The 26,039-nt window shown below is 72.2% G+C and carries 31 protein-coding genes; 20 read left to right on the top strand and 11 right to left on the bottom strand.

Annotated features, from left to right (window positions below; translation table 11 throughout):
• Positions 1-239: 239 nt before the first annotated feature.
• Both ACN9MM_RS21080 and ACN9MM_RS21085 read right to left on the bottom strand, forming a co-directional pair.
• On the bottom strand, positions 240-1,268 hold the full coding sequence (locus ACN9MM_RS21080; protein ID WP_426365053.1) for a LacI family DNA-binding transcriptional regulator: 1,029 nt from the start codon (positions 1,266-1,268) through the stop codon (positions 240-242).
• A gap of 24 nt (positions 1,269-1,292) precedes the next feature.
• The gene (locus ACN9MM_RS21085) at positions 1,293-2,102 is read right to left on the bottom strand and encodes a response regulator transcription factor (protein ID WP_426365054.1); all 810 of its coding nucleotides are present in this window, start codon (positions 2,100-2,102) and stop codon (positions 1,293-1,295) included.
• A 258-nt stretch (positions 2,103-2,360) separates the two neighbouring features.
• Here ACN9MM_RS21085 and ACN9MM_RS21090 point away from each other — a divergent pair, with 258 nt between their 5' ends.
• The 8 genes from ACN9MM_RS21090 (at position 2,361) to ACN9MM_RS21125 (ending at position 7,504) form a co-directional block, all read left to right on the top strand.
• The gene (locus tag ACN9MM_RS21090; RefSeq protein ID WP_426365055.1) at positions 2,361-3,179 is read left to right on the top strand and encodes an alpha/beta hydrolase; all 819 of its coding nucleotides are present in this window, start codon (positions 2,361-2,363) and stop codon (positions 3,177-3,179) included.
• Positions 3,180-3,224: 45 nt separating this feature from the next.
• Positions 3,225-3,479 carry a MoaD/ThiS family protein gene (locus ACN9MM_RS21095; protein WP_329849796.1) on the top strand — a complete coding sequence of 85 codons (255 nt, stop codon included), beginning with the start codon at positions 3,225-3,227 and terminating at the stop codon, positions 3,477-3,479.
• 10 nt (positions 3,480-3,489) lie between these two features.
• Entirely contained in the window at positions 3,490-4,674 is a 1,185-nt protein-coding gene (locus ACN9MM_RS21100) for a hypothetical protein (protein ID WP_426365056.1), read from the top strand.
• 107 nt (positions 4,675-4,781) lie between these two features.
• Positions 4,782-5,468 carry a DUF2993 domain-containing protein gene (locus ACN9MM_RS21105; RefSeq protein WP_426365057.1) on the top strand — a complete coding sequence of 229 codons (687 nt, stop codon included), beginning with the start codon at positions 4,782-4,784 and terminating at the stop codon, positions 5,466-5,468.
• 214 nt (positions 5,469-5,682) lie between these two features.
• Positions 5,683-5,763: a putative leader peptide gene (locus tag ACN9MM_RS21110; RefSeq protein WP_350497993.1), complete on the top strand. Its 81-nt coding sequence runs from the start codon at positions 5,683-5,685 to the stop codon at positions 5,761-5,763.
• A 166-nt stretch (positions 5,764-5,929) separates the two neighbouring features.
• Positions 5,930-6,769, top strand: a complete 840-nt coding sequence (locus ACN9MM_RS21115; RefSeq protein WP_426365058.1) for a sulfurtransferase — start codon at positions 5,930-5,932, stop codon at positions 6,767-6,769.
• A 52-nt stretch (positions 6,770-6,821) separates the two neighbouring features.
• Positions 6,822-7,109: a DUF1416 domain-containing protein gene (locus ACN9MM_RS21120; protein WP_017242395.1), complete on the top strand. Its 288-nt coding sequence runs from the start codon at positions 6,822-6,824 to the stop codon at positions 7,107-7,109.
• A 131-nt stretch (positions 7,110-7,240) separates the two neighbouring features.
• On the top strand, positions 7,241-7,504 hold the full coding sequence (locus tag ACN9MM_RS21125; protein ID WP_382867897.1) for a DUF3099 domain-containing protein: 264 nt from the start codon (positions 7,241-7,243) through the stop codon (positions 7,502-7,504).
• Positions 7,505-7,544: 40 nt separating this feature from the next.
• Here ACN9MM_RS21125 and ACN9MM_RS21130 read toward each other — a convergent pair whose 3' ends face one another.
• A complete protein-coding gene (locus tag ACN9MM_RS21130) occupies positions 7,545-7,907 on the bottom strand; it encodes a DsrE family protein (RefSeq protein WP_382867896.1) in 363 nt (120 codons plus the stop codon).
• Between the two features lie 103 nt (positions 7,908-8,010).
• Between ACN9MM_RS21130 and ACN9MM_RS21135 the strand changes: the two genes are divergently transcribed.
• The 7 genes from ACN9MM_RS21135 (at position 8,011) to ACN9MM_RS21165 (ending at position 14,312) form a co-directional block, all read left to right on the top strand.
• Positions 8,011-8,826 carry a hypothetical protein gene (locus tag ACN9MM_RS21135; RefSeq protein WP_426365059.1) on the top strand — a complete coding sequence of 272 codons (816 nt, stop codon included), beginning with the start codon at positions 8,011-8,013 and terminating at the stop codon, positions 8,824-8,826.
• Between the two features lie 17 nt (positions 8,827-8,843).
• Positions 8,844-9,683 (top strand): hypothetical protein, encoded by an 840-nt coding sequence (locus ACN9MM_RS21140; protein WP_426365060.1) that lies wholly within the window; start codon positions 8,844-8,846, stop codon positions 9,681-9,683.
• Positions 9,680-10,522, top strand: a complete 843-nt coding sequence (locus ACN9MM_RS21145; RefSeq protein ID WP_426365061.1) for a hypothetical protein — start codon at positions 9,680-9,682, stop codon at positions 10,520-10,522. The genes ACN9MM_RS21140 and ACN9MM_RS21145 overlap by 4 nt, the downstream gene beginning before the upstream one ends.
• 236 nt (positions 10,523-10,758) lie before the next feature.
• Complete coding sequence (locus ACN9MM_RS21150; RefSeq protein ID WP_426365062.1) at positions 10,759-11,331, top strand: FABP family protein; 573 nt, start codon at positions 10,759-10,761, stop codon at positions 11,329-11,331.
• A 255-nt stretch (positions 11,332-11,586) separates the two neighbouring features.
• Positions 11,587-12,852 carry an RNA-guided endonuclease InsQ/TnpB family protein gene (locus ACN9MM_RS21155; protein ID WP_426365063.1) on the top strand — a complete coding sequence of 422 codons (1,266 nt, stop codon included), beginning with the start codon at positions 11,587-11,589 and terminating at the stop codon, positions 12,850-12,852.
• 46 nt (positions 12,853-12,898) lie between these two features.
• Positions 12,899-13,336, top strand: coding sequence for a Fur family transcriptional regulator (locus ACN9MM_RS21160; RefSeq protein WP_383663138.1), 438 nt, complete (start codon positions 12,899-12,901; stop codon positions 13,334-13,336).
• A 10-nt stretch (positions 13,337-13,346) separates the two neighbouring features.
• Positions 13,347-14,312, top strand: coding sequence for a YgfZ/GcvT domain-containing protein (locus tag ACN9MM_RS21165; protein WP_426365064.1), 966 nt, complete (start codon positions 13,347-13,349; stop codon positions 14,310-14,312).
• A 3-nt stretch (positions 14,313-14,315) separates the two neighbouring features.
• Here ACN9MM_RS21165 and dtd read toward each other — a convergent pair whose 3' ends face one another.
• Positions 14,316-14,741, bottom strand: coding sequence for a D-aminoacyl-tRNA deacylase (dtd, locus tag ACN9MM_RS21170; RefSeq protein ID WP_426365065.1), 426 nt, complete (start codon positions 14,739-14,741; stop codon positions 14,316-14,318).
• 139 nt (positions 14,742-14,880) lie between these two features.
• Between dtd and ACN9MM_RS21175 the strand changes: the two genes are divergently transcribed.
• The 5 genes from ACN9MM_RS21175 to ACN9MM_RS21195 all read left to right on the top strand — a co-directional run bounded on the left by ACN9MM_RS21175 (position 14,881) and on the right by ACN9MM_RS21195 (position 20,566).
• Positions 14,881-15,510, top strand: a complete 630-nt coding sequence (locus tag ACN9MM_RS21175) for an ABC transporter substrate-binding protein (RefSeq protein ID WP_426365066.1) — start codon at positions 14,881-14,883, stop codon at positions 15,508-15,510.
• 55 nt (positions 15,511-15,565) lie between these two features.
• Complete coding sequence (locus ACN9MM_RS21180) at positions 15,566-16,810, top strand: GNAT family N-acetyltransferase (protein WP_426365067.1); 1,245 nt, start codon at positions 15,566-15,568, stop codon at positions 16,808-16,810.
• Between the two features lie 213 nt (positions 16,811-17,023).
• A complete protein-coding gene (locus tag ACN9MM_RS21185; protein ID WP_426365068.1) occupies positions 17,024-17,866 on the top strand; it encodes a TetR/AcrR family transcriptional regulator in 843 nt (280 codons plus the stop codon).
• Complete coding sequence (locus tag ACN9MM_RS21190) at positions 17,863-18,516, top strand: TetR/AcrR family transcriptional regulator (protein WP_426365069.1); 654 nt, start codon at positions 17,863-17,865, stop codon at positions 18,514-18,516. The genes ACN9MM_RS21185 and ACN9MM_RS21190 overlap by 4 nt, the downstream gene beginning before the upstream one ends.
• 70 nt (positions 18,517-18,586) lie before the next feature.
• Positions 18,587-20,566: a HelD family protein gene (locus tag ACN9MM_RS21195; protein WP_426365070.1), complete on the top strand. Its 1,980-nt coding sequence runs from the start codon at positions 18,587-18,589 to the stop codon at positions 20,564-20,566.
• Here ACN9MM_RS21195 and ACN9MM_RS21200 read toward each other — a convergent pair.
• The 7 genes from ACN9MM_RS21200 to ACN9MM_RS21230 form a co-directional block, all read right to left on the bottom strand.
• Positions 20,487-21,488: a helix-turn-helix transcriptional regulator gene (locus ACN9MM_RS21200; protein WP_426365071.1), complete on the bottom strand. Its 1,002-nt coding sequence runs from the start codon at positions 21,486-21,488 to the stop codon at positions 20,487-20,489. The genes ACN9MM_RS21195 and ACN9MM_RS21200 overlap by 80 nt on opposite strands.
• Complete coding sequence (locus ACN9MM_RS21205; RefSeq protein ID WP_426365072.1) at positions 21,485-22,912, bottom strand: MFS transporter; 1,428 nt, start codon at positions 22,910-22,912, stop codon at positions 21,485-21,487. Before ACN9MM_RS21205 ends, ACN9MM_RS21200 begins: the two co-directional genes overlap by 4 nt.
• A gap of 88 nt (positions 22,913-23,000) precedes the next feature.
• A complete protein-coding gene (locus tag ACN9MM_RS21210) occupies positions 23,001-23,486 on the bottom strand; it encodes a MarR family winged helix-turn-helix transcriptional regulator (protein WP_426365073.1) in 486 nt (161 codons plus the stop codon).
• A gap of 80 nt (positions 23,487-23,566) precedes the next feature.
• Complete coding sequence (locus tag ACN9MM_RS21215) at positions 23,567-24,154, bottom strand: DinB family protein (RefSeq protein WP_426365074.1); 588 nt, start codon at positions 24,152-24,154, stop codon at positions 23,567-23,569.
• A 92-nt stretch (positions 24,155-24,246) separates the two neighbouring features.
• Positions 24,247-24,663, bottom strand: a complete 417-nt coding sequence (locus ACN9MM_RS21220; protein WP_426365075.1) for a VOC family protein — start codon at positions 24,661-24,663, stop codon at positions 24,247-24,249.
• A gap of 10 nt (positions 24,664-24,673) precedes the next feature.
• A complete protein-coding gene (locus ACN9MM_RS21225) occupies positions 24,674-25,135 on the bottom strand; it encodes a helix-turn-helix transcriptional regulator (protein WP_426365076.1) in 462 nt (153 codons plus the stop codon).
• Between the two features lie 175 nt (positions 25,136-25,310).
• Positions 25,311-25,901, bottom strand: coding sequence for a TetR/AcrR family transcriptional regulator (locus ACN9MM_RS21230; protein WP_426365077.1), 591 nt, complete (start codon positions 25,899-25,901; stop codon positions 25,311-25,313).
• Positions 25,902-26,039: the final 138 nt, after the last annotated feature.

Below are 26,039 nucleotides of genomic sequence, written 5' to 3' on the forward strand. Positions count from 1 at the left end.
AGCCGTCTGAGGACCGGCTGAGAAGCCCGACAGAAGCCTGTATGCCCGATATAAGGACCCCGGCGCGAGGCGGGTCGCGCGGCGTCGTCTGCGGGGCTCCCCGGGGGCAGCGCGGCCACCCCGTTGCGGGGCGCGGAGCTGCTCGACAGCGGCTGGTGGAAGGTGAACGGTGTCTACTGATCCGGTCGCCGGCCGGATCGGGTGCTGATCAGGGGCCGGTACGGGATTCCCGTACCGGCTCAGCCGCCGTCGCAGCCGCAGGAGCGGCGGACCACCAGGGCCGACGGGAACAGCTTCACCCGCTCGCGGCGCGTGCCCGAGACGCGGACCGAGTCGTCGAGGACGAGGTCCACGGCCGCCCGGGCCATCGCGGGGCGGTCCGAGGAGATCGTGGTCAGCGGAGGATCGGTGAGCGCCGCCTCCTTCACGTCGTCGAAGCCCGCGACGGCCAGCTCCGACGGGACCTCGATGCGCAGCTCGCGCGCGGCCCGCAGGACGCCGAAGGCCTGGTCGTCGGTGGAGCAGAAGATGGCCGGCGGGCGGTCCGGGCCGGACAGCAGCTTCAGCGCGACCTGGTAGGCGTCGTAGCGGTTGTACGGCGCCTGGAAGAGGCGGCCCTCGATCGAGAGGCCCGCTTCCAGCATGGCGCGCCGCCAGCCCTCCTCGTGGTCGGCGACCGGGTCGCCGACGGCCGGTGTGTTCGGGACGCCGCCGAGGCACGCCACGTACGGGTGGCCGTGCTCCAGGAGGTGGCGGGTGGCGAGCTGGGCGCCGCCGATGTCGTCGGTCACGACGGCCACGTCGTCGATCGCCTCGGGCCGCTCGTGCAGCAGCACCACCCGTGCGTCCCAGGCCTCGATCTCGCTCGCGGCCTGCTCGCTCATGCCCTGGCTGACCAGGATCAGTCCGGAGACCCGCATGCCGAGGAAGGCCCGCAGGTAGTGGACCTCGCGCTCGGTCCGGTAGTCGGAGTTGCCGACGAGGACCATCTTCCCGCGCTCGGCGGCGGCCTGCTCGACCGCGTGCGCCATCTCGGCGAAGAAGGGCTGCCGCGCGTCCGGGACGATCATGCCTATGAGGTCGGTGCGCCGCGAGGCCATCGCCTGGGCCACCCGGTCGGGCCGGTAGCCCAGCTCCTTGATGGCGGCGAGGACACGCTCGCGCGTGGCCGGGGCGACCGGCCGGGGTCCGTTGTTGATGACGTAGCTCACGACCGCGGTAGAAGTACCTGCAAGTCGCGCTACGTCATCCCGCGTCACCTTGGCCACGCGCGGCAGTCTACGCGGGGTGACCTACCTACCGGCAGGTCGCATTGTGGCATCCGCCACGTTCCCGTCCTCCGAGGGGGTGATTCCCTCCGTGGCTCCCTTGACGCGGGAGCTCGCGCGGGCCTCCTCCTTGGCGCGGGCCTCCTCCGCCGCCCGCTCGACCTTCTCGGGCGTGACGAAGCGGTAGCCGACGTTCCGGACGGTGCCGATGAGCGACTCGTGCTCGGGGCCGAGCTTGGCCCGCAGACGCCGTACGTGGACGTCGACCGTACGGGTGCCGCCGAAGTAGTCGTACCCCCACACCTCCTGCAGGAGCTGGGCGCGCGTGAAGACCCGGCCCGGGTGCTGGGCCAGGTACTTGAGCAGCTCGAACTCCTTGAAGGTCAGGTCGAGGACCCGGCCCTTCAGCTTCGCGCTGTACGTCGCCTCGTCGACCGACAGGTCGCCGTTGCGGATCTCCATCGGGGAGTCGTCGGAGACGATCTGCTGGCGGCCCATCGCGAGCCGGAGCCGGGCCTCGACCTCGGCCGGACCGGCCGTGTCGAGGAGGACGTCGTCGATGCCCCAGTCGGCGGTGACGGCCGCGAGGCCGCCCTCCGTGACGACGAGGATCAGCGGACAGCCCGGCCCGGTGGAGCGCAGCAGCTGGCAGAGCGAGCGGACCTGCGGGAGGTCGCGCCGGCCGTCGACGAGGATCACGTCCGCGCCGGGGGTGTCGACGAGCGCCGGGCCCTCGGCGGGGGCCACGCGCACGTTGTGCAGCAGCAGGCCGAGTGCGGGGAGCACCTCGGTCGACGGCTGGAGGGCGTTCGTCAGGAGCAGCAGAGAACTCATCGCGCCGCACCTGCCTCGATCGTGGGTCCGGCCTGTGCCGCGGTCGTCGGTCCGTCGTGCGTCGATCCGTGGTGCGTCGTCGTTCGCTCGTCCATGACGTCGGTTCCTCCTCGGTCCCTGCGAGGACGTCTATGTGTGCTCACGTGTGGCTCTCGCGCCCTGAGAGCTTCTGTTCATCCGTCCGTAACAACGGTCGGAAAACACAAAAGGACCCGGGGGCTGCGTTGCCCGGATCCTCTGGCAAGCAGAATAGCCCACATGAGTTCCGAGGCAGAGGGTCGATTTCACATCCTGGATGTTTCCTCGCTCACTTCCGTCCACCGCCCCATGAACCGGCGCGCAATGCTGCGTACCGATGACGGTGTCCGGATCGAGGCGGTTTACGAACCCTCACGGGCAAGTGTCACCGATACGGCGGTCGTCCTCGCCCACGGCTTCACCGGGTCGGCCGACCGGCCCGCCGTCCGGCGCGCCGCACAGGTCCTCGCGGAGCGCGGTGCGGCCGTCGTCACCTTCTCGTTCCGCGGGCACGGCCGCTCCGGCGGCCGCTCCACCGTCGGCGACCGGGAGGTCCTCGACCTGTCCGCCGCCGTCCGCTGGGCCCGTGAGCTCGGCCACACGCGCGTGGTGACGGCCGGCTTCTCCATGGGCGGCTCGGTGGTCCTGCGCCACGCGGCCCTGGAGCGGGGGACGGCGGCCCGCGCCGACGCGGTGGCCGCGGTGTCCGCGCCCGCCCGCTGGTACTACCGGGGGACGGCCCCGATGCGCCGCGTCCACTGGGTGGTCACCCGGCCGGCGGGCCGCCTCGTCGGAAGGTACGGCTTCGGCACCCGGATCGACAGCAGGGCCTGGGACCCGGTGCCGCTGTCCCCGGTGGAGGCGGTGCCGCTGATCGCACCGACCCCGCTGTTGATCGTGCACGGCGACCGGGACGCGTACTTCCCGCTCGACCACCCGCGCATGCTGGCCGCCGCGGGCGACGCGGAGCTCTGGCTGGAGCCGGGCATGGGCCACGCCGAGAACGCCGCCGGCGAGGAGCTGCTCGCCCGCTTGGGGGACTGGCTCACGCGCGCATAGCCCATGATGGGGGGCGGCGCGCACACGAACGAAGGGAGCGCCGCTATGGCAGCGGGAACCATCCGCTACTGGGCCGCGGCCAAGGCCGCCGCCGGTGTCGCCGAGGAGCCGTACACCGCCGGGACCCTGGCCGAGGCCCTCGACGCGGTCCGCGCGGAGCACCCGGGCGAGCTCGTCCAGGTGCTGAAGCGGTGCTCGTTCCTGGTCGACGGCGACCCCGTCGGGACCCGGAGCCATGAGACGGTACGGCTTGCCGAGGGCGGCACGGTCGAGGTGCTCCCCCCGTTCGCAGGAGGGTGACCCCCACAGCATGAGCAACGACCAGTACTACGGCGGGCAGCAGTACGACCCGTACGCGAACGGGCAGCAGAACCCTGCCGACGTCACGCAGACGTGGGAGGGCCAGACCTGGGACACCCAGTACCAGCCGGCCGTCTCGTACGACCAGGTCCAGGCGGCGCGGGCGGCCCATGCCGCCCAGCCCCCGGTGCAGGCTCCCGAGCCGCAGGACGCGTACCCGCAGCCGTACGACCAGCGGCCTTATGAGCAGCAGGCGTACCCGCAGCCCTACGAGCAGGCGCACGCGTCGCACGGGGGGCCCGCCGCGTACTACGCGGAGCCCGTCGCCGCGCCCGTCGCCGAGGTCGCCGTCGAGCCGGTCGCCGCCCCCGTGGCCCCGCCCGCCGCGCCCGGGGAAGGACCCGCCTACTCCTCGCCCACCACCTCCGGGAACACCCGCATCACCGACGCCCAGCGCGCCCGCGCCGAGGGCCGGTCGCCGATCATCGATCCGGGCATGCGGCCCGCCGCCCTCACCGCCGTCCTCGGCCTGCTCCTCGCGGGCGGCGCCTCCCTCGGCCCGTACGGGCTGCTCGTCCCGCTCGTCCTGCTCCAGGGGCTCACCGCCGCCGGCTGGTTCCGGCTCAACGGCATGTGGCCCGCCCGGCAGGGCATCGCCCTCGCCTTCCTCGGCGGCCTCGTCGCCGATGCCGCGCTGCTCGCCACCGGCCGGGAGCACGCGGCCGCGGCGATCCTGGGCACGCTCGGCGTCTGGGTGCTGCTCTGCCTCGTCCTCCAGCTGCGCAGCCACGCCGACCCCGACGAGCGCATGTACGGCCTGATGGCCACCATCGCCTCCGCCGCCCTGACGGTCGTCGCCACCGGGAACCTCGGCGCCGCCCCGGACGCGGTGGTCGTCGGCGGGATCGCCGTCGCCGCCGCCGTCCTCGCCCGGGCGCTGCCGCTGCCCGGACCGGTCTCCGCGGTCGCCGCCCTGCTCGCCTCGGCGGGTGCCGGGATCGCCGCCGGCGGCGTCACCGACCTGGGCTCCTCCGGGGCGCTGCTCGGCCTCGGCGCCGGCGTCTGCGCCCTGATCGGCCTGCGGGTGGCCGCCTACGACTACCCGTCGCGCTTCGTCCACATGACCGCGGGCGTCGCGCTGCCGCTCACCGCCGCCGCGCCCGCCGTCTACCTGCTGGGCCGCGCACTGGCCTGACCGGCGGTCCTTCCCGTCAGGGGAACCAACCGGCCCTCCGACACGTCGATCTTCGTGTCGGGGGGCCGGAACTGTTACACGAAGCGATACGGGGGGACGCTCAGCCCATGCGAGCACTGCGGATTCTGTTGATCGTGGCCGTCGTGCTGGGCGGGATCCTCGTCGGGATCGACCGGCTGGCCGTGTCGTACGCCGAGTCGGAGGCGTCGAGCCGGGTGAAGCTCTCGGGCACGAGGAGCGACTCCATCGAGGTCGACATCAAGGGCTTCCCCTTCCTCACCCAGGTCGCGGACAAGCGGTTCGACGAGGTCGACGTGACGGCGACCGGCGTCAGGGCCACGGCGGGCGACAAGAACATCAGGGTCGGCGAGCTGGCCATGGCCCTGCGGGACGTGACCGTCACCGGCGACTGGGCGGGCGCGAAGGCCGGCTCCGCGAGCGGCACGGCCCTCATCTCGTACGCGGACCTCACCGCCGCGTCCGACCGCGGCGCCACCATCGCCTACGGCGGCGACGGCAAGCTGAAGGTCACCGGCAGCGTGAAGATCCTGGGCCGCAGCCTGACCCGTTCGGTCCTCTCCACGGTGACCGTCGTGAACGGCGACACCCTCAAGGTCCGCGCCGACGAGGTGCCGGGCGCCGGCATCCCGGGCGTGGAGGACCTGGTCCGCGAGCGGACGGACTTCGAGCGCCCGATCGGCATGATCGGCGGCATGAAGGTGGAGAAGGTCGAGCCGCGGCCGGACGGCCTGGCGGTCATGGTGACCGGGAAGGACGTCGTCCTGGCGGGCTGACGGGGCGCGTGGGGGCGTACAGGGGCCTGCGGGTCCCTGTTTTTCATATGCTGAGACACCGCCGTCCGATCTGCAGAAGACGAAGCGGACACCGGGGCGCGGAGCCGTCCGGAGCCGACGCGCACCGTGATCACGTCTCGTATCTCGGACGATCGCGTCTCAAAATACGACACGCCGGTGACACGGCCGCCTGTCCGTCCCTACGATCGAGGGCATGAAGCGACAGGCGGATCTCACGAAGCGGCGGGCAGTAGACCTGTGCCGCGTCGCCGCCATGCTCTGTCGCTCAGTCTGAGCGGGACGCCACTCCCGTATCCCTCAGGCCCTTCGACCGAGGTCGGGGCCGCCCTGTGCAGAGCCGTACGCACGTCCGCTGTCCGTACGCACGCGACGACGCGTACCGCACCACACATCCGCACCACAGCAGCACGCCCCCGCACACTGCCCCGGAGGAGAACAACATGGCTCGCAGCGACGTCCTGGTCGACGCGGACTGGGTCGAGGCCAACCTCGACAACCCGCAGGTCGCCATCGTCGAGGTCGACGAGGACACCTCGGCCTACGAGAAGAACCACATCCGCAACGCCATCCGGATCGACTGGACCCAGGACCTGCAGGACCCGGTCCGCCGTGACTTCATCGACCAGGAGGGCTTCGAGAAGCTCCTCTCGGCCAAGGGCATCGGCAACGACACCACGGTCGTCCTCTACGGCGGCAACAACAACTGGTTCGCCTCCTACGCCTACTGGTACTTCAAGCTCTACGGTCACCAGGACGTCAAGCTCCTCGACGGCGGCCGCAAGAAGTGGGAGCTCGACTCCCGCGACCTCGTCGCCGAGGTGCCGGCCCGCCCGGCCACCGCGTACAAGGCCCAGGCCCAGGACGCCTCGATCCGCGCCTACCGCGACGACGTCGTGGCCGCGATCGGCGCCCAGAACCTGGTCGACGTCCGCTCGCCCGACGAGTTCTCCGGCAAGCTGCTCGCCCCGGCGCACCTCCCGCAGGAGCAGTCGCAGCGCCCCGGCCACGTGCCGAGCGCCCGCAACATCCCGTGGTCGAAGAACGCCAACGACGACGGCACGTTCAAGTCGGACGACGAGCTCAAGGCCCTCTACGAGGACGAGCAGGTCGACCTGGCGAAGGACACCATCGCCTACTGCCGCATCGGCGAGCGCTCCGCGCTGACCTGGTTCGTCCTGCACGAGCTGCTCGAGGTCCCGAACGTCAAGAACTACGACGGCTCCTGGACCGAGTACGGCTCCCTCGTCGGCGTGCCGATCGAGCTCGGCGCCAACAAGTAGTCCACCGGACCCTCCCCTTCTCCGGACCCCTCGACCGTAAGGACAGAACGACATGTGTGGAGCGCAGCCCGGCGGCCCCGACGCCTCGACGATCAAGCCCGGTGAGACCACGATCCAGGGCTTCGTGACCAAGGACGGCGAGCCCGTCACCGGTTACGTCCGCCTCCTGGACTCGACCGGCGAGTTCACGGCCGAGGTCCCGACCTCCGCCACCGGCCAGTTCCGTTTCTACGCGGCCGAGGGCACCTGGACCGTCCGCGCCCTGGTCCCCGGCGGCACCGCCGACCGCCAGGTCGTGGCCCAGAAGGGCGGCCTGGCCGAGGTCGCCATCGCCGTCTGATCCACGGCACACGAACGGCCGGAGGGCCGTGCCTCCTGGGGGGTTGGACGCCTATTCCAGGACCTGAGGCACGGCCCTCCGGTCTGCCCTCGTCCGGTGACGGGCGGCCCTTCCGGCCGTACGCTGAAGGTGTGTACGCACGACGCCGCCACGTCTACTTCTGGATGATGGGCGCCTGCCTGCTGCTGTTCGTGGGCGCCTGGGCCGTCGTGCGGCTCTTCTCGATGCCGGTCGCCATCGGCATGTGCGTCGTCGCCATGGTCATCCCCCCGGTCGCCGCGATGGTCGCGAACCGCCGGGGCCCGGAGGACCGCTGGTGGGACGACCCCTCGGGCGACCCGCAGTCGGACGAGTGGTGGGACGAACTCGACGGCAAGAAGCGCCGCGAGCGGTAGGGGCCCGGGGCGGAAGCGCCACGGGCGGCAGGGGCCCGGGTCAGTAGACGAGGGCCTGGGTCTCGTCGGACATCGCTTCCTGGACGAAGACCTGCGCTCCGGCGATGCGGACGCCCTCCAGGACGTCCTCCTCCGTGATCTCGCGTCGCGCCGCGCACTGCGTGCAGAGCGTGACGCGGCCGGCCGCCAGGATCGAGTCGATCAGGTCCGGCAGCGGCGCCGCGTGCGGGAGGTCGAACTCCGCCGCGCGGCCGGGGAGGGCGAACCACGAGGACTCGCCGGTCAGCCAGAGCGAGACCTCGACGCCGCTGGCGACGGCGACGGCGGCCACCGTGAAGGCCTGGGAGCAGCGTTCGGGGGCGTCGGCCCCTGCGGTCACCTTGATCACGAGCTTCTTCGCCATATGCCGAACTGTAATGCGGGGCACTGCAACCTCATGCACCCCTCACGTGTCAGCTGTGTGCGCGGGTGACGGAATCCGCGCTTCAGGTCTCGTGGGGGGACTCTTGAGTATCGAAGAAAGTATCCAGAACACGGATACAACGGCACCGCCCGAACCGGAGACGGTCCCGGAAACCGCGCCTCCGGTCCGCACACCGCGCCGCCGCGGCCTGCGTACCGTCGGGCTCATCGCCGTCGCCGCCGTCATCGGCCTCGTCGGCGGCACGGCCGTCGGTTACGGCATCCAGGCAGACCGTGAACCGACCGCGCTCCCGCCGCTGAACCAGCCCGGCCTCGCGTACCCGGCGAAGGCGCTCCCGAAGGGGCAGCGACCGGAGCCGCTGTCGGCGAAGGAGGACCGCCAGGCCAAGGCCCAGAGCGACCTGCGCAAGCTGCTGGTCGCGAAGCCCGCGGGGGCGAAGAAGGACACGTTCGGCGACAGCAACGGCTGGATGCCGCTGTACGAGTTCGCCGGACAGTTCACGAAGCCGGGCAACGCCCTCGACCACCAGCTCGATCTGGGCCTCCGGCGCGTCGCGACCGCGTCCTGGACGACGGGGGAGCACCGGCGGACCGAGGTCCGGCTGATCCAGTACCGCGGGGGCGACACCCTCGCCTCCGAGGAGTACATCGAGAGCCAGCAGGACTACATGCCGACCAAGAAGTACGCGGACAGCGAGGGCAAGGAGCTCAAGGGCTCGTCCAACGGCCGCTACTACCTCTTCCCCGTGCAGCGGGAGGCCGGCTACCTGGACCTCTACGAGGCCAGGGCGTACGCCCACCGTGGTGACATCGCGCTGGAGATCTTCATGACCGACACGAAGAAGATCTCCGAGAAGGACATCCGTTCGCTGGCCGAGCGACAGCTGGGGCGCCTGTGAGTGAGGACCGGAACGACGTGACCGAGGCCGTGAACGAGCCCGTGACCGAGGCCGTGAACGAGCCCGTGGCCGAGCAGCCGACGGCAGGGAAGAAGGGGATCCGGCGGGTTCTGCTCCGGGTCGTCCTCCCCTCCGTGGTCGTCCTCGGCCTGATCGGCGGCGGCGTCACGTACACCGCCGTCACCGTCTCCACCGCCGACCGCACCGCGCCGACGCGGCTGTGGGGCGACGAGGACGAGACCGCGAAGGACGCCCCGGACCCGGCCGCCGCCCTGGCGCGCGGCAAGGCCGGCACCCCGCTGAGCAAGCTCCTGCTCCCGCTGCCGGAGGGGTACGAGTTCGGCCCCGACGAGGAGCTGTACGGGAACGACGGCGAGCTCGGCGCCGCGGAGGCCACCGTGCTGATGAAGCAGTCGGGCGAGGGCCTCTCCGGGAAGAAGCGCCGGACGTTCGAGAAGGAGGTCGACAAGCTCGGCATCCAGGGCATCGGGGTCCGCTCCTTCGCCGATCCCGGCAGCGACGTCGTCGTCACCTTCGAGCTCGCGAGCATGAAGGACAAGAAGCAGATCAGGAACAGCTTCCGGATCCGCAAGGAGGTCATGGACGCCCTGGGGGCCCGGAAGGGACCCAAGGTGAAGGACCACAGGAACGCCGTCTGCTACCTGGCGCCCGAGGACGACTCGCTGGACAAGAAGGAGCGGGCCGAAGCGCTGGAGGAGATGATCTGCCTCGCGTACGACTCCGAGGTCCTCGTCACCGTGAAGGCGGCGGGCGCCAAGCCGTTCGACAGGGCGGGCGTGGCGGACCTGCTCAAGAAGCAGCTGGACCACATCGCGTCCCCGGGGGAGTACGTATGACCGAGCAGATCCTGACCGAGCCCGAGGCGCTGGTCCCGGCGGAGCCCGGACCGGTCCCCGCCCCGGCACCCGCGAAGCCGAAGAAGTCGCGGCGGCCGCTCCTCCTCGGCATCGCCCGCTGGACCGCCGCCGTGCTCGTCTGCGGCGGGGTCGGCGCCGGGGCGGCCATGGGGATCACCGCCATGGAGCGCACCGACGTGCCGGGGCTCGCGACCGAGCCCGACGGGCGCTGGGAGTACCCGCAGCTGGCGCTCCCGGCGCTGCCGGAGGGGGCCCTCCGTCCGTACTCCGACGGCAACGACGGCGAGATCCACCACGCCGACCTGCGGAAGCTGCTGCTGCCCGCACCGGTGGGCGCCACGGCCGACCCGAAGCTGACCGGCGGCTGGACCGGGACCGACTCCTACCTGGCGCTGCTCAAGGAGAAGGACCGGGGCGCGGTGAAGGAGTACCTGGCCGACTCGGCGCTCCGGCACGTCGCCGCCCGCGGCTGGACCACGCCGGACGGCACCAGGACGCGGATCCACCTGCTGCGGTTCTCGTCGGTGGCGTACGCGGAGGCGTACAAGGACGAGACGATGCGCGAGGTCGCGCAGTTCGGCCGGCTTCCCCTCGGGGTCGAGGTGTCGAAGATCGACACGTCCGTGCAGGACGTCGACGTGCCGAACCTCTCGATCTACGCCTACGGGGAGGAGAAGCCGTACGGCCCGGAGCAGACCCGCTGGGCCTACATCCAGGCCGGGGACACCTTCGCGGTGGTCACCCAGACCCGGAAGGGCGGGACGCTCACGGTGCCGTTCCAGCAGACGGTCGCGCTCCAGGCGCAGCTGCTCGGCTGAGCGTTCGCTGATCATCCGGGAGACCCACCTCACCGAGTGGGCCGGACCCCCGCACACTAAGCTGGGGTCCGGCCCGTTCCGCCTTCACCGCTCAGTCGAGGAGCACCCCGTGATCGTTTTCTTCGAAACCCTCCTGGTCCTGGTCGCCGTCGGCGTGATCGCCTTCGCCGGTCTGACCGTGAAGAAGCTGTACCAGGGCCAGCGGTAACCACTTCTAGAGAACGCCAGAGCTGCTCATGATCGAGATCCCGTCCGACCTCAACCCGGACCTCGTCCCCCTCGCGTTCCTGCTCGGCACGTGGGAGGGCGCGGGTGTCTCCGACTTCCCCGGCGCCGAGAAGTGCAACTTCGGCCAGTCCGTGACGTTCAGCCACGACGGCCGGGACTTCCTCGAGTACCACTCGCACTCCTGGGTCCTGGACAACGACGGCAACAAGGTCCGTCCGCTGGAGAGTGAGAGCGGCTACTGGCGGATCGACAAGGACCGCAAGGTCGAGGTCGTCATGGTCCGCGACCAGGGCATCGTCGAGATCTGGTACGGCGAGCTCGCCGACCAGAAGCCGCAGATCGACCTCGCGACGGACGCCGTCGCCCGGACCGCGGCCTCCGGCGCGTACAGCGGCGGCAAGCGGCTCTACGGCTACGTGAAGAGCGACCTGATGTGGGTGGGCGAGAAGGCGACCCCCGAGGTTCCGCTCCGCCCGTACATGTCGGCGCACCTGAAGAAGGTCGTGACGCCGGAGGAGGTCGCGGAGATGGCCCGCAACCTGCCCGACATGCCGGACGACGGCATCGCCTTCTTCCGCTAGACACACAACTCCCGAGCCCGTCGACATGGCCGGCGGGCTCTTCGGCGTGCCCACCAGAGCACTCACGTCGGGGTGGGCGACCACTCGTCGTCGAACCGATGGCAGGAAATCGCAGAGATTTACGGGTTAAAGCCAGTATGCGAAGTCTTCCGCCATCGAGGCTCTCCCTTCACGGCGTCCGCGTAGCCTCATCGGTGGTGTCGAGTCGGGGCTGCCCCCGGAGCGGTGTGTGATCGGTGCCGGGGATGGGGACGGATGGTGAAGCGTCATCGTGGCCACAAGGCCCGGCTCTGTCTCACGCCGAGTCAGGCGGCAGCGGCGGAGGGTCAGGGTCATGCCGCCCGTGCTCTGTGGAACCTCGTTCACGACTGGTGGACGATGGTCGCCAAGGAGCGGCGAAGCCTTGCAGCGGCGGATGCGGTGATCCGGCAGGGGCGTAAGGATCTTCCTTGGCTCGGTGACTTGCCCGCGCAGGCGGCGCAGGCCGTACTGAAGGCGTACTTTCAGGCATGGAGAAACTGTTGGGAGGGCCGGACCCGGGCCCCGGCCTTCAAGGGCCGTTTCCGCTCGCGCATGGCCATTGATGTCCCGCAGGGCCGCGATCTCCAGATCGTGCGCCTGAACCGGCGGTGGGGACGCATGTGGGCGCCGAAGATCGGGCACGTGTTGTTCCGCTGGACCAGGGACCTTCCCGTCGGCAGGCGCGCCGACAAGGCCAACCGGGTCTCCGGGGCCCGGCTGGTGAAGGAGGCCGAAGGCTGGTACGTCGTCTTCCGAGTCCAAAGCGAGGTACCCGAGCCGACGGCGCACCCCGGCCCGAGCGTGGGCATCGACCGCGGCATCGCCAAGCCCCTCGCCCTGTCCGACGGCACCTTCCGTGAGCACGGCCCGTGGCTGACCGAGGGTGAGGCGAAGCGGTTGCGTCGCCTGGAGAAGGCCAGGGAGCGGAGGCGTCGGGCTCGCGAGCCCGAGGTGAGGGACTCGCGCCGCCTGACGCGCACGTACAACCAGATCGCCCAGCTCCGTGCGACAGCCAAGCGCCGAGCGGTCGACTGGCAGCACAAGACCACCACCAGGATCGCCGAGACCTTCTCGCGCATCGGGGTGGAGGACCTGACCATCCCCGGCATGGTCAGGTCCGCCAGGGGGAGCGTGGAAGTCCCTGGTACCCGCGTTCGCCAGAAGGCCGGGCTCAACCGGGCGATCACCGCGGAGGCGTGGGGTCGGACCGTGACGATGCTGGAGTACAAGGCCGCCGAGCGCGGTGGCATCGTGGTCAAGGTCCCCGCTCCGAACACATCCCGTCGCTGTTCCGCGTGCGGCTGCGTCACCACGGGCAGCCGGGAGACTCAGGCCCGCTTCGTGTGCAAGAACCCCGGCTGCGGGTTCGAGGCCAACGCGGACACCAATGCGGGACGCAACATCGATCACGCCGCCGGGCAGGCGGTGTCAGGACGTGGAGACCTCGGGGATACCCGGTCTGTGAAGCGTCAACCGCCTACTGGGCCGCATGCGGCCTGAGAAGGACTCTGCCCGTTCAAGGGCGGGGGATGTCAAACTGGGGGGCGTGGTGAGCACCGACTGGAAGAGCGACCTGCGGCAGCGTGGCTACCGGCTGACGCCTCAGCGCCAGCTTGTCCTGGAGGCCGTGGACAAGCTGGAGCACGCGACTCCGGACGACATCCTCGTCGAGGTCCGCAGGACGGCCTCCGGGGTGAACATCTCCACCGTGTACCGGACCCTGGAGCTCCTGGAGGAGCTCGGGCTGGTCAGTCACGCGCATCTGGGGCACGGGGCCCCGACCTATCACCTCGCCGACCGGCACCACCATCTGCACCTGGTGTGCCGGGACTGCTCCGAGGTGATCGAGGCGGACGTCGAGGTGGCCGCCGAGTTCACCGGGAAGCTCCGCGAGACCTTCGGGTTCGAGACGGACATGAAGCACTTCGCGATCTTCGGCCGCTGCAGGGACTGCTCGAACAAGGACGCGGCCGCCGAGTCGTAGGCTCTTCTGTATGAAGAGCCCTCTGTTGTCCCTGCCCGGCGCCGTCCCCGCCGAAGGCCGCGACGAAGGCGTCGCCGCGCACTACGGCGACCTGTTCCGCGAGCAGCGCGCCCTGTCCGAAGGCAACGGTTTCGTCGACCTCTCGCACCGGGGCGTCATCGCCGTCTCCGGTGACGACCGGCTGAGCTGGCTGCACCTGCTCGTCACCCAGCACATGACCGAGCTGCCGCCCGGGCAGGCCACCGAGGCGCTGATCCTCTCCGCGAACGGGCACATCGAGCACGCCCTGTACCTCGTCGACGACGGCGAGACGGTGTGGGCGCACGTCGAGCCGGGGACGCGCGAGGAGCTCGTCGCGTACCTGGAGTCGATGAAGTTCTTCTACCGGGTGGAGGTCGCCGACCGCACGGAGGACCTCGCGGTCGTCCACCTCCCGGCCGGCTCCATCGCCGAGGTGCCCGAGGGCGCCGTCGTACGGGAGACCCCGCACGGCCGCGACCTGTTCCTGCCCCGCGCCGGCCTGGAGTCCTTCGCGGCCTCGCACGGGCCGGCCGCCGGGATCCTCGCGTACGAGGCGCTGCGGGTCGAGGCGCACCGGCCGCGGCTCGGCTTCGAGACCGACCACCGGACGATCCCGCACGAGGTCGGCCTCATCGGCAGCGCCGTCCACCTGCAGAAGGGCTGCTACCGGGGCCAGGAGACCGTCGCCCGGGTGCAGAACCTGGGGAAGCCGCCGCGCCGCCTGGTCTTCCTGCACCTGGACGGCAGCGAGGTCCTGCTGCCGGGCCACGGCACCCCGCTCAGGCTCGCAGCCGACGGCGAGGAGGGCCGCCAGCTCGGCTTCGTGACGACGGCCGTCCGCCACCACGAACTGGGCCCGATCGCCCTGGCCCTGGTGAAGCGCAACGTCCCCGTGGACGCCCCGCTGATCGCCGGCTCGACGGCCGCCGCACAGGAGACGGTCGTCGAGCCGTAGGGCTCAGACCTCGATCAGTACCGTGAACGGGCCGTGGTTCGTGAGGGACACGCGCATGTCCGCTCCGAAGCGGCCCGTTTCCACGTGGGCGCCCAGCCGGCGGAGCTGGGTGACCACCTCGTCGACCAGGGGTTCGGCGACGGGGCCGGGGGCCGCGGCGTTCCAGGTGGGGCGGCGGCCCTTGCGGGCGTCTCCGTAGAGGGTGAACTGGGAGATGACGAGCAGCGGCGCGTTCACGTCGGAGCACGACTTCTCGCCGTCCAGTACCCGGACGGACCAGAGCTTTCTGGCCAATTGAGCGGCCTTCTCCGGGGTGTCGTCGTGGGTCACCCCGACCAGGACGCACAGCCCCTCGCCGGTGATCTCTCCGACCGTCTCCCCTGCGACGACGACACTCGCGCCGTCGACCCTCTGCACCACTGCTCGCATGCGCACCAACCTACCCAGCGGCCCCCGGGCCGGAGGACGAGGGGCCGAACGGGTGCAGAGCGCCTGCACGTGCACGGGGAGGAGTGGCACCATGCGTGTCAGGCGGTGCGGTTCCGCACCGGTCGAGGGGACGATTCTCATGAGTGCACCTGGCACCGGGCCGACGCCGTCCGGCCCCGTACCGCTGATCCGCTCCGGAACCAGGGGCGGAGGACCGGGCGGAGGACCCGTGACGCGCCCACCCGTGCAGCGGACCGCCGAGCCGGCGGACCGCACGCAGCCCGACCGCGCGCAGCCCGATCTCGGTGCCCTGCGGCTGCCCGAACTGCGCGCGCTGCGCCGGGACGCTCAGAGCGACGAGGCCGACCTGAGCTACGTACGCCGGATGCTCCAGGGCCGGATCGACATCCTGCGCGCCGAGCTGGCGCGGCGGACCGACCCGGAGGCCCCGGTCCTCGACCGGCTCTCCGAGATCCTCGCCGACGTGCCCTCGCGGCACCGCAGCTCGGCGCGGCACGTGACGCTGTCGACGCCGCGCGGCGAGGAGTACCGGCGGCTCGCGACCGAGATGCTGTCGGAGGTCGAGCTGTCGGACCTGACGGCCCGCACGGACGACGAGCTGCACGCGGCGATGGGCCGGCTCGCCGGGTACGAGCAGCAGATCTCGCGGCGCCGGCAGCACCTCCAGCGGACCGCCGACGACTGCAGCGCGGAGATCGCCCGCCGCTACCGCGAGGGTGAGGCGCAGGTCGACGACCTGCTGGCCTGAGCCCGCCGTGGAAACTGGCGTGCGGGGCCCGTCCGGCCGTGCGTAGGGTCGGAGGATGACTGTCGACGTACGCGCGGTGACGGAGTCCGAGTTCCCCGACTGGCAGCTCGCCCTGCGCACCGGGTTCCTGCGGACGCCGGTCGTCTCCGACGCGGAGGTCGCCGACCGGCTGGCCCACGCGGACCTCGCGCGGACGCTGGGCGCCTTCGACCGGGACCGGGTCGTCGCCACCTTCCGGTCCTTCCGGCAGGAGGTCAGCACGGTCGGCGGCGGCAGTCTCGCCGCCGACGCGATCACCCAGGTCACGGTCTCGCCGACGCACCGCAGGCGCGGGCTGCTCAGCCGGATGATGTCCGCCGACCTCGCGGCCGCGAAGGAGCGGGGCGACGCGATCGCGACGCTGATCGCCGCCGAGTACCCGATCTACGGGCGGTTCGGCTTCGGCGCGGCCAGCTGGGCCGCCGAGTGGTGCGTGGACGTGCGGCGGGCCGGTCTCGACCCGCGCCGTTCGGGCCGCCCGGAGGACGGCGGCCGGATCGATCTGACGGACGGCGACGAGATCCGGAAGGTCGGTCCCGCGGTGCACCTCCGGCTCGCCGGTGTCCGCGCCGGGGTCACCGACCGCGACAAGCGGGGCTGGGAGCTGGGCACCGGCCTCGGCCATCAGAGCCATCCGTGGCGGGAGCCGTACTACGCGGTGTACCGGTCGGCGTCCGGCGAGGTCGAGGGGTACGCCGCGTACAGCGCCGACGACAAGTGGGACGACGCGAAGCAGCCGCAGAACACGGTGACCGTACGGGACTTCATCGCCGTCACCCCGGCCGCCGAGCGGGCCCTGTGGCACTACCTCTGCTCGATCGACTGGGTCGCCACCGTCCGCTCGGGCTACCGGGCGCCCGACGACCCGCTGCCGCTGCTCCTGCCCGACCCCCGTGCGGCCAGGACGCTCACGTACGTGGACATGCTGTGGGTCCGGGTCCTGGACGTGGTCCGGGTCCTGGAGAGCCGTTCGTATCCGGTGGAGGAGAGCCTCGTCCTGGAGGTGCGGGACGCCGGCGGGCTCGCCGGCGGGCGCTTCCGGCTCGACGCCTCCCCGGCGGGCGCTTCCTGCGCCCGCACCACCGCGTCGGCTGATCTCGCCTTCGACGTCGCCGAGGTGGGAACGCTCGCGTTCGGCGACGAGTCGGCGGTACGGCTGTCCCGGCTCGGGCGCGTCGAGGAGCGGACGCCGGGGGCGGCGGCCCGCGCGGATCTGCTGTTCCGCACCCCGCTGCGGCCGTTCTCGCCCGACATCTTCTGACGGGTCACCTCGTGCGGAGGCGGAAGAGGACGCCTGACGCGGCGAGCAGGGCGGTGGCTTCGACGGCAGGAGGCATGGCTGTGCTCCTCGGGTAGGGCGGATCCACGTACTGCGTATGCCATACGCGTTACTGTGTAAGGGTTACGCATTACTAGGATGGGCGTCAGGCGTGCGAGGTCGTGCGGGGTCGTGCGAGGTGCGGAGGCGGAGCTCATGGCGGACGGCGAGGGCGGGGTGTCCGGTCGGGACGGCGGCGGGGGTGCCGATGCCGGGCGCGGTGGGAACGGCGCCGGTGGCGATCCCGGGACCGGCGGCGGTGGGACCTTTCTGCCGCCGGGCATCGAGGCGGCCTGGGGGCTGCGGGAGCGCCCCTCGAAGGGGCCCAAGCCCGGCCTGACCCTGGACCGGATCGTCGACGCGGCCGTCTCGCTCGCCTCGACGGAGGGGCTCGACGCCGTCTCCATGGGCCGGGTCGCCAAGGAGCTCGGCGCCTCCACGATGGCGCTCTACCGGTACGTCTCCGCCAAGAGCGAGCTGTACGTCCTCATGACGGAGTCCGCCACGGGCGCCCCGCCCGAGCTCTATGCGCCCGGCACCGGCTGGCGCGAGGCCATGGAGGCCTGGGCCTGGGGGATGCGCGAGGTCTACCACCGCAACCTCTGGATGCTGCGGGCTCCCGTCTCCGGGCCGCCCGCCACCCCGAACGTGGTCGCCTGGTGGGAGAAGGCCCTCGTCGCCCTGGAGGGGACGGGTCTCGACGAGGGCGCCAGGATCTCGGTGACGCTGCTGGTCGGCGGCTTCGTGAAGAACGAGGCCGTGATCACGGCTGACCTCGCCGCCGCGATCGCCGCGAGCGACGAGCGGCCGGAGGAGGTCCTCGCCCGCTACGGCCGCACCCTGCGGCGGCTCGCCGACCCGGAGAGGTATCCGGCGGTGGCGCGGGTGCTGGACTCGGGCGTGATAGACGTGGCGGACGAGCCGGAGGCCGAGTTCCGGTTCGGGCTCGCCCGGATCCTGGACGGGGTCGCGGTGCTGGTGGAAGGGAACGCCTCGTGAGCCGGGACGACGTCGAGCCGGGGTACGTGAAGCCCGAGTACCCGACCGGTCTGCGCGAGCGGAAGAAGGAGCGCACCCGGCAGGCCCTGTCGGACGCCGCCATCGCGCTGTTCATGGCGAAGGGCTTCGACGGGGTGTCCGTCGCGGAGGTGGCCGCCGCCGCCGAGGTCTCGAAGCCGACGCTCTTCCGGTACTTCCCCGCCAAGGAGGACCTGGTCCTCCACCGGTTCGCCGACCACGAGGGCGAGTCCGCGCGCGTGGTGGAGGCCGGGCGGGTCTACGGCACGCCGCCGCTCGACGCGCTGTACGAGCACCTGATGGAGGGGCTTGAGCGGCGCGACCCGGTCACCGGACTGTGTGACGTGCCGGCGGTCCTCGCGTACCACCGGCTCCTGTACGGGACGCCGGCCCTGCTCGCCCGCGTCCACGGCTTCCAGATGAACTCCGAGGTCGCCCTCGCGAAGGTGCTCGGCGGCGATCCCCTGGTGGCGCGGCTCGCGGCCGGGCAGATCGTGGCGGTGCTCCGGATCCTCGCGGACGACAACGTGGCGCGGCTCGCGGCCGGTGATCCGGTCGAGGAGGTGGCGCGGGACGCGGCGGCCGCGGCGGAGGAGGCGTTCCGGTCGCTGCGGCAGGGGCTGACGTACTGAGCGAGCCCCGCGCCCGTATAACTCAAGGCAAAAATGTAACCCGGTAACGTTTTCCGCTAGGCTTGTCGGAATGACGTCACTGGACCTTGAGCTCGCCCGCGAACGCTCCCACCACGACGCCTGCCGCGCCGCCCTGATCCGCATGACCGAGGACGTGGCCGAACAGGTCGTCACCGGCGAGGACGTCGCCGCGTCCGGCGCCGACGCCGAGGCGCTCGGCTACCACCTGCGCAGCCGCGCCAAGGAGATGGGCGAACAGCCGCCCGGGCCGCTGTTCTTCGGGCGCCTCGACCGCGAGGACGGCCAGATCCACCACATCGGCCGCCGCCGGATCGCCGAGCACCCCGCCGCCCCGCCGCTCGTGATCGACTGGCGCGCGCCCGTCTCCCGCGCCTACTACCAGGCCGGCGCGCACGACCCGCAGGGCGTCCTCCGGCGCCGCCGCTTCGGCTGGGCCCCGAACAGCCGGGGCGCGACCGAGGACCTGACCGCCCTGGAGGACGAACGCCTCGCGGACGGCGGCACCGGAACCGTCAGCGCCCTCGTCGCCGGGGAGATCGAACGCCCCCGGGTGGGCCCCATGCGGGACATCGCCGCCACCATCCAGCCCGAACAGGACGACCTCGTACGCTCCGAACCCGCCGCCTCCCTGTGCGTCCAGGGCGCGCCCGGCACCGGCAAGACCGCGGTGGGCCTGCACCGGGCCGCGTACCTCCTCTACACGCATCCGCAGCGCATCCGCCGCTCCGGCCTCCTCGTCCTCGGCCCCCACCGGGCCTTCCTCTCGTACATCGCCGAGGTGCTGCCCTCGCTCGGCGAGACCGGGATCCGGCAGGCCACGCTCGACGACGAGATCGCCCGCCACCCGGTCCGGGCCGAGGACGGCGAGGCGGCGGCCCGGATCAAGCACGACGTCCGGATGGCGGGGGTGCTGCACCGCGCGCTGTACGGCAGGGTCGACCCGGCCCCCGCGGAGGACCTGGCGGTCCACGACGGCTCCTCCCACTGGCGGCTCCCGGCGGCGGAGCTCGCGGCGCTCGTCGCGGCCGTACGGGAGGAGGAGCCGCCCTACGCGACCGGCCGCGAGCGGGTCCGCGCCCGGGTCGTCCGGGCCCTCCAGCTCCGGGCCGAACGCCGCTCGGGGCCGATGGGCGCGGCCTGGGCGCGGCGGATGGAGCGGGCGCGGGCGGTGACGGCGTTCCTCGACGCGTGCTGGCCCAGGGCCGTGCCGGAGGAGGTCCTCGCGGAGGTCCTGACGGACCCGGCGGACCCCGGCCTGACCGAGGCCGATCGGGCGGCGATCCGCTGGGCGCGGCCGCCGCGCTCGTACCGTTCCGCGCGCTGGACCGCCGCCGACCTCGTCCTCCTCGACGAGCTCGCGGGCCTGATCGAGCGGCCCGCGAGCTACGGGCACGTCGTCGTCGACGAGGCCCAGGACCTCTCGCCCATGCAGTGCCGGGCCGTCGCCCGCCGTACCGCGTTCGGTTCGCTCACCGTCCTCGGGGACCTCGCCCAGGGCACCACCCCCTGGGCCGCCCGCGACTGGGACGAGCAGCTGGCCCATCTGGGCAAGCCCGGGACGCCCGTCGTGCCGCTCACCCTCGGCTACCGCGTCCCGGCGGCGATCGTGGACCTCGCCAACCGGCTGCTCCCGGAGCTGGGGGCCGACGTGCCCGCCGGGCGCTCGGTCCGCCGGGACGGCGAGGTGACGGTCCGGCGGACGGCGGACCTGGCCGCCGGGGTCCGCGAGGCCGTGCGGGCCGCGCTCGCGGCGGAGGGTTCGGTGGGGGTCGTCACCGCCGACCACCTGGTCGACGTGGTGGCCGCGGCGGTCGGCGAGTGCGGGAAGAGGGTGTCCGTCCTGCCCGCTTCGGTCGTCAAGGGCCTGGAGTTCGACCACGTCGTGGTCGTCGAACCGGCCGCGATCGTGGCGGCCGAGCCGCGCGGCGTGAACCGGCTGTACGTGGTGCTCACCCGGGCGGTGTCGCGCCTCGCGCTGGTGCACGCGGGGGAGCTGCCGGAGTTCCTGGACCCTCGTACAGGGAGGTGAGTTCGGCGCCGATCCGCGCGAGGGCGGTGCGCGCCGCGGGCGGGTCGAGGAGCTCCACGCGGGCGCCCAGGCCCGCGAGGCGGGCGGCGATCACCTCGGGGGAGGGGCCGTCGGCCTCGAAGGGCGTCCAGCCGTCCGGGGACCGCTCCCCGTACCGTATCCGTCCGCCGAGCAGGCCCTCCAGGACGGACCCGGTGCCCGGGGCGGCCCGGCCCCGGACCGTCGCGGCGACCAGTCGGTCCTCCATGCGGGCGGCGAGCGCGCGCCACGCGGTGGTGAGGTCGAAGCCCTCGGGGCGCACGGCGGCGGCGCCGGTCTCGGCGGCCGAGGTGACGCGGCCGACGCGGAAGGTGCGCAGGCCGTCCGCCGTGTCCGCGAGGAGGTAGCGGACCCCGGACTTCGCGGCGATCCCGAGCGGCTGGACGGTCCGCTCGCGCGGCTCGCCGCCGGGGCGGGCGTACCCGATGCGCAGTTCCCGCTGGTCGACCACGGCCCGCTGGAGCGCGGCCAGCCGGGGTTCTTCGGTCTCCGCGCCCGTCCAGTCGGTGCCGTCGGCGATCCCGGCGCGGGCGGCGGCCTCGGCGCCCTCGCGGAGGGGTGCGGGGAGGGCGCGTACGAGCTTGCGGAGCGCGGTCCGGGTCCGCGGGTTCGCGTCGGCGTCCGGGCCGGTGAGCAGGAACAGCTCGCGGATCTCGGGGGCCGTGAGGCCGGACAGGTCGGTACGGGCTCCGCCGACGAGCGACCAGCCGCCGCCCTGCCCGGCCTGCGAGTACACCGGGATCCCGGCGCCCGCGAGCGCTTCGAGGTCCCGGCGGGCGGTGCGCTCGGACACGCCCAGTTCGGTGGCGAGTTCGGCGGCGGTGACGCGTCGCCGCGTGCTCTGGAGGAAGAGCAGGGCGGCGACGAGTCGGTCGGCTCTCATGCCGCCATTGTCATCTGCCGGGGAGTGGCGGTGGCGGCCGGGCGCAGGACGGTGAGGGCGACGGCGAGGGCGACGAGGAGGAGTCCGGCGCCGACGCCGAAGGCGAGGTGGTAGCCGCCGGTCAGGGCCTCGGGGGCGGGCCTGCCGGCTGCCGTGAGGGTCTCGGTGCGGGCGGCGGCCAGGGTGGTGAGGACGGCGACGCCGAGGGCCATGCCGATCTGCTGGGTGGTGTTGAAGAGTCCGGAGGCCAGGCCCGCGTCGGCCTCCTCCGCGCCGGACATGGCGAGCGCGGTGAGGGCGGGGAGCGCGAGGCCGAAGCCGGCGGCGAGCAGCATCACCGGGAGCAGGTCGGTGGCGTACGAGGCGTGGACGGGGACGCGGGCGAGCAGGCCGAGGACGCCGGTGAGCAGGACGAGACCGGTGATCAGGACGTTCCGCTCGCCGAAGCGGGCGATCAGTGGGGCGGAGACGCCGAGCGAGACGGCGCCGATGACGAGCGCGGCGGGGAGCATGGCGAGGCCGGTCTCGGCGGCTCCGTACCCGAGGACCTTCTGCAGGTAGAGGGCGACGAGGACCTGGAAGGAGAAGAGCGCGGCGACCATCAGCATCTGGACGGCGTTCGCGCCGGCGACGCTGCGGGAGCGGAGGATCCGCAGCGGCATGAGGGGGTGCGCGGCCTTCGCCTGGCGGAGCAGGAACGCGGCCAGGAGGGCGACGGCGAGCGCCCCGAGGCCGAGGGTGTGCGCCGAACCGGCGCCGTACTCCTCGATCTTGACGACGGCGTAGATCCCGGTCATGAGGCCGGCGGTCACGAGCAGCGCGCCGGTGACGTCGGCGCCCGCCCGCAGGCCGAGGCTCCGGTCGGCGGGGAGGGCACGGAGGGCGACGAGGAGCGCGGCGACGCCGATGGGCAGGTTGATGAAGAAGATCCAGTTCCAGGCGAGGGCGTCGGTGAGGACACCGCCGAGGACCTGTCCGAGGGAGGCGCCGGCGGCGCCGGTGAAGCTGAACACGGCGATGGCGCGGGCGCGTGCCCGGGGCTCGGTGAAGAGCGTGACGAGGATGCCGAGGCCGACGGCGGAGGACATCGCGCTGCCGACGCCCTGGAGGAAGCGGGCGGCGATGAGGACGGCGGGGGTGGCGGCGACGCCGGCGAGGAGGGAGGCGGCGGTGAAGACCCCGGTGCCGGCGAGGAACATCCGCTTGCGGCCGATGAGGTCGCCGAGCCGGCCGGCGAGGAGGAGGAGCGAGCCGAAGGCGATCAGGTAGGCGTTGACGACCCAGCTGAGGCCGGCGGGGGTGAAGCCGAGGTCGCCCTGGATGGCGGGCATGGCGACGGTGACGATGCTGCCGTCGAGGACCGTCATCAGCATGCCGGTGGCGAGGACGCCGAGGGCGAGGCGGGGGCTGGCGGGCGCGGACATGGGGACCACTCCTGTTCGTCGGAGGCGACAGGAGTGACGTTAGCAGAAGGTTTTGTTGCAGACTATTTTTTACGGGAGGAGTTCGGGCTCATCCGCGCTGACGGGCCCGGCGGGCGGGCGTCGGGCTCTCGACGGGGGTCGCGAGATGGCCGGTGGCCAGCCGGTTCAGGGCGCGCAGCAGGACGGTGCGCTCCTCCTCCGGAAGGGCGGCGAGGGCACTCTCGTGGACACCGTCGACGATCTCCTGGCTCCGCGCGGCGACCCCGGCCCCGGCCTCGGTCACCGCGATGATCCGCGCCCGGCGGTCGGTGGTGGACGGCCTGCGCTCGGCGAGCCCGGCCTTCTCCAGGGCGTCGACGGTCACCACCATCGTGGTCTTGTCCATGTCCCCGATCTCGGCGAGCTGCGCCTGCGTCCGCTCCTCCTCCAGGGCGTGCACCAGGACGCAGTGCATGCGCGCGGTGAGCCCGATCTCCGCGAGCTCGGCGGCCATCCTCGTGCGCAGGACGTGACTGGTGTGGTCGAGGAGGAAGGAGAGGTCGGGCTCGGTGCGGGTGGGTGCCATGGCAGTCATGCCTGCCAGGGTAACCAGGATGGATCCGTCACGGATGGTCGCGAAGCGGACGACCGGGCGCCGCCCGCAGCGGCCGGGCGCTACACGCCCGTCGTGCCGTCTATGCGTTCGCGGAGGAGGTCCGCGTGGCCGTTGTGGCGGGCGTACTCCTCGATCATGTGGATCAGGACCCACCGCAGCGACACGCGCCCCCGCCACGCGTCCTCGCCCGTGACGTCCAGGTCCGGGGCCTCGGCCGTGAAGCGGTCGGAGTAGGCCACCGCCGCCCGCCACGCGTCCCAGGCCTCCTTGACGGCCTCCGGGTCGGCCGCGGCCTCCTCGAAGTCGCCGTCCGGGGAGTCCGGGGAGGAGAAGAGGGGGCGTGCGTCCTTCTGGCCGGCGAGGATCTCGCGGAACCAGTGGCGTTCGACGTCGGCCAGGTGGCGGACCAGGCCGAGCAGGGACAGCGTCGAAGGCTCCGCCGACCGCAGCGCCAACTCCCCTTCCAGGCCCGCGCACTTCAGCTCCAGGGTCGCCCGCTGGTCCGCCAGGAACCCGGCGAGCATGGGCAGTTCGGCCCCGGTGGCGGGGCCGGTGAAGCGCCCCGGTCCCGGGGTGGCCGTCTCGTCCCAGACGTCCGCGCGCCGCCGGGGGGCCGTCGCCTCGTCGTGCCGCTCGTCAACTGTCATGTGTTCCTCCCCTGTTGGACCTTCGCGCCATGCTGGCACGGCGGCGCCCCCTGCCCCGGGGCGGGGAGGGGGCGGGCCCGGGCGGGAGGGGGTCAGGCCTTGGGCTGGGCGAAGCGGATCATGTTGCCGGCCGGGTCGCGGAAGGCGCAGTCGCGCACGCCGTAGTGCTGGTCGACGGGCTCCTGGAGCACGTCGCCGCCGGCGGCCCGGACGCGCTCGAAGGTGGCGTCGACGTCCTCGGTCGAGAAGATCACGCCGCGCAGCAGGCCCTTGGCGAGCAGGTCCTTGACCGCCTCCCGGTCGGCCTCGGAGGCGCCGGGGTCGGGGAGCGGGGTCTCGAGCACGACCGCCACGTCGGGCTGCTCGGGCGACCCGAGGGTCACCCAGCGCATCCCCTCGTAGCCGACGTCGTTGCGGACCTCCAGGCCGAGCGCGTCCCGGTAGAAACGGAGCGCCTCGTCGGCGTCGTCGACGGTGATGAAGCACTGCGAGAGCTTGATGTTGTCCATGTCCCCGACGCTACGGCGAGGCGCTCGTTACCGCTTCTCCGATCCTGACCGGTTCGGCGGGGGTGCCGTTCCTCACCGGCCGGGTGAGCACCTTGGCGACGCAGGCGGGCATCGCGGCGCCCTCCTCGTGGCCGCCGTCGCCGAGGCCCCGGGCCCGGTAGGCGCTGGGCGTCTCGCCGACGAGTTCGGTGAAGCGTGAGCTGAAGGAGCCGAGCGACGTACAGCCCACCGCGAAGCAGACCTCGGTCACGCTCAGGTCACCCCGGCGGAGCAGGGCTTTCGCCCGCTCGACGCGGCGGGTCATCAGATAGCTGTACGGCGTCTCGCCGAACGCGGTGCGGAAACTGCGGGCGAAGTGGCCCGTGGACATCAGGGCGACCCTCGCGAGGGCCGGGACGTCCAGCGGTGACGCGTAGTCGCGGTCCATCGTGTCCCGCGCGCGGCGCAGTCTCTTGAGGTCCTCCAGGTCCATGGTGCCCAGCATGGCACGTGAGGACGTGGGGCCGGACGGCGTCGCGGGACCGGACGGTGCCGGTCGTGACAGAGGGCGCGATGTCGGCTCGCGCCCCCGTCCTCTTCTGGCGAAGTTCCCCCGTGACCGCTGACGGGATCGATGGACGGGATCAGTCAGCGGGACCTGCGCCGGATCAGCCTGTGTGCAGGTCGGATCCGAGGTGTCTGACCAGCTCGAACGCCTCCCGCCGGATCGAGGCGAGCGAACCGATGGTCCGGTCGTCCGTTCCGCGCCAGCGGCTCTGGGCGATGCGCCAGGAGGCCAGGAAGACCCCGACGCGCATGTGCGTGACCAGGGTGTCCCGGGTGCCGTTCGCGACGACCCTGTCCAGGATCGTGCACTCCATCTCGACGCAGTGGTCGAAGCTGTGCTTGGCCAGGGTCATGCTCCCCGCCGCGAGGTCGAGGGACGCGGCGAAGTCGTCGGCCCACTCCTCGCCGGCCGTCGACAGGACGTGCTCCAGAGGGGTGTTGAGGTCCTCCATGGTCGAGGCCTCGGCGGGCAGTTCCTCCAGGTACCGGTGCCAGAGCTCGACCTCGGGTGCGAGGAACACCGACTGCTTCTCCGGGAAGTACCGGAAGAAGGTGCTCGTGCCGACACGCGCGAGCTGACAGATCTGGGCGACGGTCGTCGCGTCGTATCCGGACTGCGCGCCGAGCTCGCGCGCCGACCGCACTATCTGCTGTTTGACCTCGGCTTTCTTGATGTCACGGAGGTTCTCCACTGGGGGCTTCTGAGGGGGTTTATTCACCATGTGAGCGACGGTAACAGCACCCAAGTGGAATTGACCCCCACTAGGCAGCAGATCCTGAGTGGGTGTATAACTCATGTGGAAGTCACTCCCAGTTGGGAGTGAGTCCGG

Origin of the sequence: Streptomyces sp. E-08 (genome assembly GCF_049913095.1) — a bacterium.
Taxonomy (GTDB): Bacteria; Actinomycetota; Actinomycetes; order Streptomycetales; family Streptomycetaceae; genus Streptomyces.